Below are 13,887 nucleotides of genomic sequence, written 5' to 3'. Positions count from 1 at the left end.
ATAAAAAAGGATGCTAATGCATCCTTTTATAGCTTCTCTTTTAACTTTCGTATCCCTTTGGATTCTGCTTCTGCCAATGCCAACTGTCCTTAAGCATATCTTCCAGCGTATATTTTGCTGTCCAGCCTAGCTCATCTATCGCGCGTTGGTTATTGGCAAAAGAAGTGGCAACATCCCCTTCACGACGTGGTGCAAACTCAAAGGCCACAGGAACACCATTGACCTGTTCAAAGGTATTTTTGACTTGTAATACCGATGAACCGTTCCCTGTCCCAATATTCCATGCACGACAGCCAATATTTTGCAAACGATTATTCAAGGCACATAAATGCGCATTGGCCAAATCTACGACATGAATGTAATCACGTACGCCTGTCCCATCCACTGTGTCATAGTCATTGCCAAAAATTGCTAATTTTTTACGACGACCTACAGCCACTTGGGTAACATATGGCATGAGATTATTTGGAACTCCCTGCGGATCTTCTCCAATACGACCACTTTTGTGCGCCCCAACGGGATTAAAATAGCGCAATAGGGCAATTGACCAACGCTCATCAGCAATCGCTAACTTCTGTAGCATTTGTTCAACGATCAGTTTGGTATAACCATAATTATTCGATGGCATACCTGTTGGCATGTCTTCATTCAGTGGCGAAGTATTCGCTTCATCGTAGACTGTGGCAGAAGAACTAAATACCAATTTAAACACCCCTGCACGTTGCATGGCATTTACGAGGTTAATACTTCCCGCAATATTATTATCAAAATAAATAAGCGGTTGTTGCTGACTTTCACCGACCGCTTTCAAACCCGCAAAATGAATAACGGCGTCAATCTGATGTTGGGCAAAAACCTGATCCAGTTGTTCAGCATGACGAATATCACCCTCGACAAAAGTCAGGAATTTTCCAGTCAATTCCTGAACCCGATTGATTGATTCTATAGAACTGTTGGATAAATTATCTAACACCACAACGTCATGGTTTGCATTTAGTAATTCAACACAGGTATGCGAACCGATGTATCCAGCGCCACCAGTCACTAAAATATTTGCCATGTTTTGTCCTAACCCTTTTTATTACCGAGCAGCAATTCAATCAAACCTTGAGTTGAGGCATCCAGATGTGCTGTCTCTTGTTGTTGACCATTTAAAATCGGTAGAATTTGATTGGCAATTTCCTTGCCTTTTTCCACCCCCCATTGATCAAAGGGGTTAATATTCCATAATACAGATTGTACAAAAACTTTATGCTCGTATAACGCAATCAGCATGCCCAAGGTTTTAGGATTCAATTCATTAATTAGCAAGGTAGAACTTGGCTGATTACCTGTATATTGTTTATAAATAGGAAGCTGTTCCAGTTCAGTTTGATCGAGTGCTTGATTACCAAAGGCCAAAAGTCGAGACTGCGCCAAACAGTTAGATAATGCCAAATGGTGCTGTTCAATCAATGCCTCAGCATTTTCAACATAGGTAAAATGATTCGCATTGTAACGGTGGATAGGTGCGATAAAATCACAGCTTACCGCATGCGTACCCTGATGCAATAATTGATAAAAAGCATGTTGTGCATTTGGCCCTACTTCACCCCATACAATTGGACAGGTGCTCGATTCTACTTTGTCATTATTACGTTGGATTGATTTACCATTTGATTCCATTTCCAACTGTTGCAGATAAGATGCAAAATATTTCAAGCGACCGTCATAAGGCAGGACCGCATGGGTTTGCATATTTAGATAATTAGTATTCCACGCTCCAAGCAGTCCCATCATCACAGGCACGTTTTCATGAAATGGGGCCTGACGAAAATGCTGATCCACCTGATAGGCGCCCGCTAGTAGCTCCTGAAAACCCTGAGCGCCAATTTTAAGTGCAATAGGTAAACCAATACATGACCATAAGGAATAACGACCACCGACCCAATCCCAAAGGAGTAACTGGTTGTCAGGATGGATGCCCCATTCACTCATTTTTTCAGGCTTGGTCGAAACTCCAATAAAGTGGCTTTTTAAGATGCACTCACGTTGCCCTAATGTTTTTTCTAACCACAAACGTACTGTTTCTGCATTGGAGAGCGTATCAATCGTTCCAAATGATTTGGATGAAATAATAAATAGCGTGGTTTCTGGACGCAATTGGTGCAGCAAATCAGAAAGCTGACTACCATCCATGGTCGATACAAAATGAACGTTTAGAGGCTTTGCTGTTTTAACTTTAAAGTCAGACAACGCATGGGTGACCATTAAGGGACCTAAATCAGAACCACCCACCCCGATATTCACCACATCGTGAATGACTTCACCTGTTACACCGCGATATTGTCCAGCATGAATTTTTTCAACCAGCTGAAACATACGATCCAACTGCTCATTGACTTGCGTTGAAAGCTCAGAGAATTGCATAGTATTTTTAGGCAAGCGCAATGCCCAATGCATCGCTGCACGTTGTTCCGTGTAATTAATCGCTTGGTCTGAAAATAATTTTTTAATCCATTGATTTAAGTCTTTAGACTCAGCCCAAGCCACTAAGGACTCTACGACCTCATCACTAATCCGATGTTTACTAAAATCAAAAACAAGATCGTCACAACGAAGTGAAAACGACTCGAAACGATCTTTTTGCTCAGCAAACAGCTGATTGAGATGAGTCTTCTGCATTCTTTCAGCAAATTGTTGAAGCTGTATTTCTGCTGATTTTTTATTTTGCTTTGGAAATTTTTCGATATTTTCGCTCATATTCGTCCAATACCTTCATAAGCAAAGCCTTGAGCCTTCACAAAGTAAGGATCATAAAGATTACGTCCATCCAGAATAAGCGGATGTCGCATCATTTGCTGTAGTTTTTTATAATCTGGACTGTAATATTGTTTCCATCCCGTCATCACACAAAGCGCGTCTGCATCTTCAGTGACATCATAAGCATCCAAACTCAAACTTAGGTCATCACGTTCGCCATATGCTTTGTAAATTTCCTGTAATGCTTGGGGATCATGCAATTTCACATTTGCACCTTGTGCCCATAATGCTGCTAACATCGCATGAATCGGGGAATTATGAATACTGGAGCTATTTTCTTTAAAAGCAGCGCCCCATATTGCAATTGTTTTTCCTTTTAAATCTGAATGGTAATAATTCCAGAGTTTACGAAACAAAATTTCTTTTTGTTGCTCGTTAATTTCCCAGACTTGTTCTAATAAACGACTTTTCGCTCCACTTTTAGAAACTTCGCTAGACAGCGTCAAAATATCATGCGAGAAATTTTCACCACCAAAACCGACCCCAGCTGATAAATAAGCCGAGCCAATACGGGTATCTGCGCCCATTCCCTGCTGCACATTGGCAATATCAATGCCTAGCTTTTCAGCCACAAGAGCCAAATCATTCATGTAACTAATACGAGTTGCCAACATGCCTGAAATACTTAATTTGGTAAATTCAGCATCCAGGATCGGCATGAATAAATATTGATTTTGATATCTGAAGAAAGGTCGAAGTAACTCTTCAATAATAGTTTTTGAAGCTTCAGCCTCAACCCCAATGATAATGTGTTTAACATTGAGAATACTATTAATCGCATTGCCTTCCTGGATCACATCTGGGAAATATACCCAATGATCATTAGGCAAAATAGCTTTGAGTTTTTCAGTTCCATGTAAACCAAAAGTTGAACCATTCACCATCAGACGTGGATGAATAATTGGTCGCAACGCAAGTTGTTTTAATGTATTCAGTGCAAGTTCAAATTCTGCTGGGTTATAGCAAAATAAATAAGCATGAATATCCAAGGGGATATCTGCAAAACCAATTTGAAACAGATTTTTATTTTCGCGCTGTTTGGCTAAACGGTGATTCACGTCTTCATCTTGATAATGAATCGTCGTCGGTTTAGCCGATAGATGAGAATGCTGATGACACCAATACACCTGATTGCCATATTCGGCTAACAAAGCTGCCATAACTCCAGCCTGCAATGTGGTACCCAATATTGCAATTTTCATTTTTTATACCTAAATTTCTACTTAAAGGTCGAGCTCACGAATCAGTGATTTAAAATCTTGTCCTAGCGTAGGATGTTCAATTCCATAATGCAGCACCGCTTTTAAATAACCAAGTTTGCTACCACAGTCAAAAGTCTGTCCTTGCATGCGATAGGCTTCGACATTGTCCGCCTGTTGTAACATGGCAATTGCATCGGTAAGTTGAATTTCATTACCAGCACCTTTAGGCGTTTGTTCTAATAACTGCATAATCTTAGCGGGCAAAACATAACGCCCCACTACTGAAAGATTGGATGGTGCAGAACCTACCGCAGGTTTTTCGACAATCCCCTGCATGATTTGGCTTTGACCTTCTTCTGGAATGATCGCGACATCAACAATGCCGTATTGATCTACTAAATCGTCAGGTACCGCTTCTACCATGATTTGCGCTGCATGAATTTCATCAAAACGCTGAATCATTCGAGCTAAATCATTTTGCTCAGATTTTGCTTTAACGAGTACATCGGGCAATAACACAGCAAAGTCCTCATTACCCACAATACTTTTTGCACAAAGTACTGCATGACCTAAGCCTAAAGGCTGTGGTTGACGGACACTGACCACACTGACATGGGCAGGAACAATCTCGGTAATTTCTTTGAGTAGATCAAATTTCTTTTTATTTTCTAAAGTCGTTTCAAGTTCAAAGTTACGATCAAAATAATTTTCAATCGAAGCTTTAGAAGAGTGAGTGACCAAAATAATTTGCTCTATACCCGCTGCAACAGCTTCATGTACCACGTATTCAATGGCTGGACGGTCAACCACAGTGACCATTTCTTTGGGAATAGATTTACTTGCAGGTAAAAAACGGGTGCCTAAACCTGCTACTGGTAAAATTGCTTTTTTGATCATGTGAAAATATTACTGTTTAAATAAAAAATTAAGATTTAACTTCGTCTTGCTCTTGCGAGCTATTGCCTTTAAATAATGAAGGTCCAACATGACCAGGTGCATTAATTCCCTCGCGCTTGGTCATGACCTCAACGGTTTTAAACATAATTTTAAAGTCAACCCAAACATTATGATGATCAACATACCATACGTCACACTTAAATCGTTCTTCATAATCCAGCTCATTACGACCGCTCACTTGTGCGAGACCTGTCATACCTGGACGGACTTCTAAACGTCTCGCTTGTTCAGGTGAATATAATTCAACGAATTCTTTCAACATAGGACGGGGGCCAACAACACTCATATCACCCTTAAGAACATTGATGAGTTGTGGCATTTCATCGAGCGAAGTCGAACGTAACTTTTGCCCAAAAGGGGTAATGCGTTTTTCATCGGGCAATACATTGCCGTCTTTATCGAAAGCATCTTTCATCGAGCGAAACTTGATCATTTTAAAAAGTTTACCATTTTGACCTGGGCGTTCCTGACAAAAGAAAATCGGTGAACCAAGATTTTTTCGAACTTTGTAAGCTACCATCAGGAATATTGGCGATAAAATTATTAAGGCTACTAAAGAAATCACTATATCTACTAGACGCTTCATATTTTCATTCACTCTTTTCTCAATTCTTCAGTAAAAAACGCTTAAATCAATAAATTATAATTAACCTTTCCTTTTATCAAAAAAGGAAGGTTAATCGATTATGATAAAACAGTTAAGATTTAAAGTATTGTATTACATCTTCCCTTTCAAATCTTGTAACTTTAATTAACTTAAGTAACTCAAAAATCAAATCCTTAAGATTAGATTTACATGGGCAGCGTATAATCACTTACCCTCAAAACACAAAAAAGTTATTGATTTAATTCACAACTTTTCCATACCATCATTCATCACTTCCAGCTTCTATAAAATCATCCTTTAGTTTTTTTGCTCTACTAACTCTTTCCATAATTTTACAATTTGTTCAGGATAATATTTACGTATTAACTCTGAATTTTGCTTTGATAAAGTTTTCCGTAAATTCTCATCTACACAAAAAGAGGCTAATAATTTACCAAACGCCTCAGGTGTATAGTCCGTTACAATTTGTGTATTTTCTTCACCTAAAATTTCTCTAGCTCCTGTAGGGAAATCGCTCACAAGGACAGGTAAAGAGTTATTCATAGCTTCCAATAGAACCATAGGAAAAGCTTCAAATCTACTCGTCATGCACATAAGTGCTGAATCTTGATAAAATTTTGATATATTTTTAGTAAATGGATGAATTCTAATGAACTCATTCATATTTAATAATTTAATTTTTTCTTCAAGCTCTTTCTGTTCCGAGCCCTCGCCTACGATATCGAGAACCCATCCATTCTCATAAATTTTAGATAAATGGAATGCTTCAATAAGGAAAGCAAAATTTTTCTGAAACTCCAACCGCCCTATTGATAGGGCCTTTTTTGATTTACTGTTATATTTACTATCTAAAGGATAAATAAAATTAGGAATTACAAGTGTACGGATGCCATCATTTAAGAACTTTCTCTTATCCGTCTCTGTTAAACAGACTAAGGTAACCGTATCTTGACTATAAAATTTTTTTCTAATGAGATTCCTAATCCCTTTATGATAGTTATATTCGATGTGCTCACAGACTATAGGGGTATAATTTAATATTTTTGAAAGTCTAATATTTACTAAATTTAAATCAAAAGAAAAACTTATAACCGTATCGTTTCTTTTGAGAATCGATTTCAGCTTACGGAAATAGTTTAATCTATGGATAATTTTAGCTAACTTATTATGGGTTGGAAATTCACCAACTTCTAATGATTGTATATTTAAGTCTTTACATCTAGAAAAAGCACATTGCTCACTTCCTGGAACGAGAATAATGACATCTTCAAGGGCTTGTGCAAGTTGAACAATAACGCGCTCTGTACCTGCCATACGGTTAATGCCATTCGTTACAAAATAAATAGTCATTAGAAATGATCCATATTGTTACTAATTACTTGAAATGATTCATATGCTTGAACCGATTCAAAAGCTTGCTTTTGAATCGCATCTAAATCAAATTTTTTTAAATTTATCTCTTCGAATAACTCTAGAATTGAATCGGGAGATTTAGCTTCAACAATAAAACCATTTGTGTTGTGTTTTATAAAATCTGTTGGCCCTGGAATATTACAACACACTGGAATCACACCATGAGCAGCTGCTTCTAAATAAACTTGCCCAAAACCTTCATGATGAGAAGGTACACACAGTAAATCAGCATTTAAATAATAAGAGTACAAATCAGATTTAAAGCCTTCAAATTTTACTTTTGATAAATCTAATTCCGTTTCCAATTCATTAGCTGTGCCACCCAAAACAGTTAATTCACAGTTCAGATTTGTACGATTTATTGCTTCAATTAAATCGTAAATACCTTTTCGGTGCTCTAGTCGCCCAACATATAATATTTTTAATATTGATTTATTAGAGTTTTTTTTCAATAACTCACGGGCAGATTGTAAGTCGGTATAACTCGAATAAGGGATTTTCACCCCGACCAATGTACCAGGAGTTAAAGCAGCAATTTCCTTTTTTTTATAATTTAAAGGCCCAAGTAATTGCTTCATAGATTGAGTAATTGTAACAGAACGATGAGAAAAATTAATATTAACAATCTCACATAGTTTTAATATATATTGCATTATTGAGTTATAACCCAAGTAGGGCACACCATGGTTCACGTATACCAGCTGAGCCGAACTAAACAGTCTAAGAATAAAAATATTTAAGGTCGAATCTACTGTAGTATGAAAATATATTTTATTTATTTTGTACTTATGCACCATTTTCAAAACAAGAAAAAGCCTACCAATATGCTTAACAACATTTTTATACTTACTATTCCAAGAAACAAATTTAACTGCGTCAAGCTCGGAAGTATTTTTCAGGACATTAGGAGCAGATATCCAAACTTCATTTCCTTGATGTATTTGATAATTAGCAATAGGTAAAATAAAGATTTTAGACCACTTATATTCTGGAGCTATATGTAAAATATTCATATGAAATTAATACTCCACACTTTTAAAAAACATAGTTTAAAAGATAATCTATTAAATAATTTTGATAAGGCGTCCACGCCGATAAAACGAACTTGCTATTTAATAACCAAATTAAAATAAAAATCGTGTAAAATATTACCAATACAGATATAAATAAGAATCTGCTTTTACTAGTTAAATATTTATAGGTAGAAACAATGACAAATAAATCAAAAAATATTAAATAGAAATTAAATCGATCGACTAAGGTCGAGTAAATAAAAGCCAAAAATAAACAATAAATAATCAACATAACAAAATAATCAAGTAACTGTCTTTCATTATTATTTAAAAATATTTTTTTACGAAAATAAAAATAACAAAGCAAGGGTATTATATGCAAAGCAATTCGCATAAATACACCCGAAGATGATATTTCAGAATTATCACTTGTATAAATATTACTATCATAAATACTAGATATATACAGTAAAGCTGTTATTAAAAATAATGAAAAAAATTGATATAAAATTAATATATTTCTTCTATTCATCAATAATTGCAATGGATAAAATATTAACAATAGGATAGCTGTTCGATGAAACATAGAAGCTAAAATCACATAAAATATAAAGCCTATTTTTTTATTCTCGAAGAGCTTAACAAAAGAATACGTTATAATTGCTACTGCTATTGATTGTCTAGTATAACCTAAGGACAAAGTTAGTATATGACAAGGATAGTAAATAAGTAAACACAACCAATACTTATTTAGTTGAACAAAACTTAAATAAAGAAAACAACATATTATTACTGCTGACATTAAATTTACAAATAAAGTATCAGCAAAACCAAAATGTAAACCTAAAATATTTAAAAGAGAGTAACCTGGTTCAGCAATATGTATAGCGTCTTTAAATTTTTCTCCAATGAAAATTTCATAGATTAATTGATAACTATACCAGTCGCCACCAATTTGAAACCTTAATCCAATAAAAAATATTAGAAAAACCATAGTAAAAATAAAAAACAATTTACTTAATGAGGTTTTATAGTTACTTAAAAAATTAGCAACAATAATATAAATCCATATGAAAAAATATAAATACATTCTCAACCAACCTCATTTATTCCGTCTTCAAAATTAATTACTTTGATATTAAAATAATCTTGAGCAATTTTATAAAATTCTTTATATTTCTCCATTAAATAATAATCACAAATATATTTAACCTCTATATTATTAATTTGAGAAATATTAATTATAGCGGTACTTAAAAAGCTATATATCTCAACCTTACACCGACTATCTCGCATTAAATCAATTACATATTCTTCAAAAACCTTTGGACTTTCAATAATATCTATATTTAATTTAACATCCTTTTCTCTAGGATGAGGAAAATATAGATTTATTTGAAATTTTTCTAATAAGTTAGATATAAAAATATTATTGTACTTGTCATTTATTTCAGCCATAGGTTGCCCTAAAAAAATTTTTATACTATCTCCTTCATTATCCTCAATATATAAATTTGGCACTAACTGAACATATTCAACTTTATCAATAATATTTTTTATATAATTAAAAATCGTATAGTGAGTTTTAGAATGTTCTTTTATGTAATAGCTATTTACTTTTACCCCCAGTAAACGCCAAAAAATCTTTTTCCCTATTGATATATCTTCCTCAATATTAAAGGAACTCTTTGGAATAATATTTCCCACCCCATCATCAAAAGTATAAAAATTTGCTTTTAAATTTAATGAATATAAATATTGAATTATTTTTCGATCAATATTTGCAGCATATACGCTCTTATACTCAAAATTTCTTATTTTAATAATTTTTACTTTAAATTTCAAAAATTCTATTAGATTTTTAGGATGCACTATAAAAATCCCCTCATTACAAATATTTAGCAATCTTAAAAAATAATTTTTATTTTTATCTGTTAAGTCAGCAATATATATAATATCGAATTTTTCTTTACTATTACTAATAATTTTTTCAGCTATCATAGCTTGTAAAGGAGTCATACAAACAATTAGATTTTTTTGCATTTTGCCACCACAGCATATAAAATTGTTAACATTAGTAAATTAGAAAATATAAGGGCATAAGGAATGAAATTAATTGATTTACTACTAAAATAAATTAATAATATTAAATAAAAGAGTGAACTAATAAAGGTAATAGTAGCGATTGTTTTATTAAGTCCATAGTAGAACAAATAATTCACTAATATTAAATATGGAAAGTTGGCCCCATATCCTAACAAATAGGTTACTACAAAGTATTTTGAACCAATATAATTTTTCCCTAAAAACCAGAGATATACTTGCTCAGGTAGTAGCCAGCCCACTACTGCGGGTAGTACACTTAAAGGGAGACTAAACAATGTGTACTTTTTTATTTTTGCTATAGATAATGAGTTATCCTTAAGACCTTGATAGTAATACGGTACAATTGCTTTATTGAGTGCCATAAGAATAATTGGCAGTACAGCCGCTATCTGTACCCCTGCTGAATAAATTCCGAGCTCTGCTTTAGAGTATTGTTGGTAAATAAAAATTCTGTCTAACTGACCCTTTATAAAAAAACTTGATTGATGCAGGATCAATGGTAACCCAAATGAGAAAATATAAAATAGGCCTAAACGCAATCTTTGCCATGTAAAGCGATAATCATCTGTAAACAGGTCTCCTAATATAAAACTAGCAATTAGGAATGTTGTTAGGTTTGAAATAACGATTGCTAGTATACGATAAGCTACTAAATCTTGACTGAAGTATTCAAGAGCAGCTATGGTGAATAACACATTTGTTAAAGATAATATAATTTGAATTGTAATATATTTAAGTGGTTGCTTCTGGCACTGCCTTAAGGCAAGTTGTACGTTAACAAAAGACTGAAACATAGTAGCTAGTACAATATATGCCATAATTTCAGCTTTAAGCCACCAGCATCCGAGCAACAATAAAATAGAAATAATAATATTAAATAAATATCCCGCCTTAACCACAGTATTTAACGCTTTTTTTCCATAAAAATAGAAATATCGCGTAACCGCCCCCTCTTGGCTTAAACCAACAAAAATACCGAATAATGCAAGCAAGGTTAAATAATAAGACAACTCACCAAAACCGTCTGGCCCAAGCTTTCTTGTTAGGTAAGGCAACATCAGAAAAGGGAGACTTTTCGCAAAAAGCTCCCCAATCAAATAAATAAAACTATCTTTTAATACACGCATAATTAGCTAATAATTTCTAATTTTACTGGTGTATTCAAATTAACATCTTGTGTTACTTTTTTTCCTAAAATTTTATCATAAAACTTAGGTGGTAAACCGAACCCTGGGCGTACGCTTCGGATGCTTGATTCATCAATTATGTCACCTGCTTTTAAATCTTTTACAAAGTAAAGTGAGCGTCTAAACTGAGCATTACCTTGTTCACTTGATTTTCGACCATAATCTACATGACCAAGCGCTTGCCATGCAGTTTTTGCACCTTGACACAATTGCTGAAGTTCTTTGGGTTCTAATGAAAAACTATCATCTGGCCCACCACCATTACGGTCAAGCGTAAAATGCTTTTCGATCAGACATGCACCCAAGGCAACCGAAGTAATGGCTGTCGTATTATCTAAAGTATGATCTGACAACCCAACCGGCACATTAAAAGATTTTGCCATATCCACCATAGTCAGCAGATTATAATCTTCCGCAGGTGCAGGATAACCACTCACACAATGTAAAACCACAAGCTCTTTACATCCACCATCGTAAGCAGCTTGAATTGCCTCACCAATTTCCTCTTTATTCGCCATGCCTGTAGAGATAATCATGGGTTTACCAGTCGAAGCCACATATTTAATAAGTGGCAAGTCCACCGCTTCAAAAGAAGCAATTTTATAGGCTGGGGCATTCAGCTCTTCAAGCAAATCTACTGCTGTGCGATCAAATGGAGAACTAAAAATCGTGATATCTAAAGCACGTGCATGTTCAAACAGTGGCTTATGCCATTCCCATGGCATTTGAGCTTTTTGATAAAGTTCATACAAGGACTGCCCATCCCATAAACCGCCACGAATCATAAACTCTTCATTTTGGCTATTCAGTGTGATGGTATCTGCACTATAAGTTTGTAATTTAATCGCGTCGGCACCACAGCGTTTGGCTTCTTCAATAATTTTGAGTGCCGTATTTAAGCTGCCGTTATGATTTGCTGAAAGCTCAGCAATAATATACGGTGGAAAACCTGTACCAATGTCACGATGATTAATTGTAATTTTTTTGTTCATCTCATTTGTCCTCTAACCATTCTTCTCGTAACAAACCAAACTGATGTATATTAAATTCACCACGGTCATCTTTAAAATGTTTTCTCAGTATACCTTCATTTAAAAAACCCATTTTTTTATGGAAATTTATGGATTTCTCGTTAAAAGCTAATACTTGACCAAAAACCTTATCTAAACCAAGCTTCTCAAATGCGTAGTTCAATGCAACATTGCCTAATAACTGCCCCATTCCTTTTTCAGCATCGGGTTTTATATAAAAACCCCATTCATAGACTGTACTATTTGGGATCATAACAAAGGAAACATAACCTTGTGGTTGGTTCTGATATTCAAAAATATAGAATAAGCGATCCGTTCTATTCTTGTTTCGCTCAAACCAAGCAAAATGATCAGTTAAAGCAATTACATCCGTGTTGACCATCCACTTGCGAATATCATCATGGTTACGCCATTGCAGCACCATTTCCAGATCATCATCACTCAATACTCTGAGCTTTGCATTTTTTGGATTTAACATGTATTAAATTCCTCTGAAAACATTACTTGTAACAGCAAATCTACACCTAAACCATTTGTAACAGTTAACGCCTGTTGAGACATGAGCTTTAGTCGTTCTTGGTCAAGTTGTTGCAATGCCTGTGATAACTTTTCATGAATATCTGCTTGATCTAGAGATATCGCCACATCCAAATCATGCAAATCTTTTGCAATCATTTTCTGGTTTTCTGCCATACAGATCATAATCGTAGGTAGCCCTAAACAGCATCTTTCCCAAGCTGTACTACCTGCAGCACCAATCGCTAAATCATGTTCAGCCATTAATTCCGCCATATTATTGGCGTTAATCAAAACTTTATTGGTAAATGGAAGTTTTTTCGATTGTTCTAAAATTAAATCTTTCCAAGGCGCATTAATCCCCATCACGACTGTAACAGATAAATACTGTCGTTGTTGGTCATGAGATAAACGTTCTAACACCGTTCCTGTTAAATTATCTTTATCTATTCCGCCTAAATTCACCAGAATTTTTAACTTATCATGGTGATATGTTTTTGGATGCTGCTCTAGCCATAATCGTTTGCTATGAAATTCGGGACGCAATAAAGCATAACTTGGTCCCATTAAATAGTGGCCTTTGCGATAATTTAATTTTGCATAATCTGAAGAAGTATGTGCTAAGCCACAATCCAAAATGATATCAGCATCATGTAATCGGTTTGCCAAATCATCAATAGCAACAATCCGTTTAACCTTTAGGCGAATGTTTTGTTGCCATATTGCAGATAAACCATAATGATCTACGATCATCCAGTCTACAGTATGTTTTTTCAAAATTTCTAGGGTTTCTTGAGCATCTTGTTGCTCAGTCACACCTAACCAGCGCTGATATTCTGTCAAATCTTGACAAGCATTCAGGGAAGGCTCTGGTAAGACATAGACGGTATAACCACGTTGTCTGACAAATTCAATTAAATTACCTTGATGCGAACGACAGATAAAATAGCTTTTATGACCATGTATTGCTAAAGCATCAGCAATGGTTAAACAGCGAACAACATGTCCTGAACCTATTTGTAAAGATGCGTCAGCTCGAAAACAAAATTTCAT

The 13,887-nt window shown here is 34.8% G+C and carries 13 protein-coding genes; all 13 read right to left on the bottom strand.

Features of this window, described 5'->3' with window-relative positions:
* Positions 1–40 precede the first annotated feature (40 nt).
* Positions 41–1,060: a UDP-glucose 4-epimerase GalE gene (gene galE / locus IAE20_RS12605; RefSeq protein WP_200461104.1), complete on the bottom strand. Its 1,020-nt coding sequence runs from the start codon at positions 1,058–1,060 to the stop codon at positions 41–43.
* A gap of 8 nt (positions 1,061–1,068) precedes the next feature.
* Positions 1,069–2,742: a glucose-6-phosphate isomerase gene (gene pgi / locus IAE20_RS12600; protein WP_200461105.1), complete on the bottom strand. Its 1,674-nt coding sequence runs from the start codon at positions 2,740–2,742 to the stop codon at positions 1,069–1,071.
* Positions 2,739–4,004, bottom strand: coding sequence for a nucleotide sugar dehydrogenase (locus IAE20_RS12595; RefSeq protein WP_200461106.1), 1,266 nt, complete (start codon positions 4,002–4,004; stop codon positions 2,739–2,741). Before IAE20_RS12595 ends, pgi begins: the two co-directional genes overlap by 4 nt.
* Before the next feature lie 21 nt (positions 4,005–4,025).
* Entirely contained in the window at positions 4,026–4,901 is an 876-nt protein-coding gene (galU, locus tag IAE20_RS12590; RefSeq protein WP_200461107.1) for a UTP--glucose-1-phosphate uridylyltransferase GalU, read from the bottom strand.
* Positions 4,902–4,929: 28 nt separating this feature from the next.
* Positions 4,930–5,547 (bottom strand): sugar transferase, encoded by a 618-nt coding sequence (locus IAE20_RS12585; protein WP_200461108.1) that lies wholly within the window; start codon positions 5,545–5,547, stop codon positions 4,930–4,932.
* A gap of 318 nt (positions 5,548–5,865) precedes the next feature.
* Complete coding sequence (locus IAE20_RS12580; protein WP_200461109.1) at positions 5,866–6,918, bottom strand: glycosyltransferase; 1,053 nt, start codon at positions 6,916–6,918, stop codon at positions 5,866–5,868.
* On the bottom strand, positions 6,918–7,994 hold the full coding sequence (locus IAE20_RS12575) for a glycosyltransferase (protein ID WP_200461110.1): 1,077 nt from the start codon (positions 7,992–7,994) through the stop codon (positions 6,918–6,920). The genes IAE20_RS12580 and IAE20_RS12575 overlap by 1 nt, the downstream gene beginning before the upstream one ends.
* A gap of 22 nt (positions 7,995–8,016) precedes the next feature.
* A complete protein-coding gene (locus IAE20_RS12570) occupies positions 8,017–9,084 on the bottom strand; it encodes an EpsG family protein (RefSeq protein WP_200482419.1) in 1,068 nt (355 codons plus the stop codon).
* A 2-nt stretch (positions 9,085–9,086) separates the two neighbouring features.
* The gene (locus IAE20_RS12565) at positions 9,087–10,037 is read right to left on the bottom strand and encodes a glycosyltransferase family 52 (protein WP_200461112.1); all 951 of its coding nucleotides are present in this window, start codon (positions 10,035–10,037) and stop codon (positions 9,087–9,089) included.
* Positions 10,022–11,227 carry an oligosaccharide flippase family protein gene (locus tag IAE20_RS12560; RefSeq protein ID WP_200461113.1) on the bottom strand — a complete coding sequence of 402 codons (1,206 nt, stop codon included), beginning with the start codon at positions 11,225–11,227 and terminating at the stop codon, positions 10,022–10,024. Before IAE20_RS12560 ends, IAE20_RS12565 begins: the two co-directional genes overlap by 16 nt.
* A gap of 2 nt (positions 11,228–11,229) precedes the next feature.
* Entirely contained in the window at positions 11,230–12,279 is a 1,050-nt protein-coding gene (pseI, locus tag IAE20_RS12555; protein ID WP_200461114.1) for a pseudaminic acid synthase, read from the bottom strand.
* A 1-nt stretch (position 12,280) separates the two neighbouring features.
* Complete coding sequence (gene pseH / locus IAE20_RS12550; protein WP_200461115.1) at positions 12,281–12,796, bottom strand: UDP-4-amino-4,6-dideoxy-N-acetyl-beta-L-altrosamine N-acetyltransferase; 516 nt, start codon at positions 12,794–12,796, stop codon at positions 12,281–12,283.
* Positions 12,790–13,887 carry a UDP-2,4-diacetamido-2,4,6-trideoxy-beta-L-altropyranose hydrolase gene (gene pseG, locus IAE20_RS12545; protein ID WP_200461116.1) on the bottom strand — a complete coding sequence of 366 codons (1,098 nt, stop codon included), beginning with the start codon at positions 13,885–13,887 and terminating at the stop codon, positions 12,790–12,792. The genes pseH and pseG overlap by 7 nt, the downstream gene beginning before the upstream one ends.

This window comes from Acinetobacter sp. S54 (assembly GCF_016624945.1).
Classification (GTDB): Bacteria; Pseudomonadota; Gammaproteobacteria; order Pseudomonadales; family Moraxellaceae; genus Acinetobacter.
Note: the sequence above shows the minus strand (reverse complement) of the source record. Positions and strands in the feature narration are given on the sequence as shown.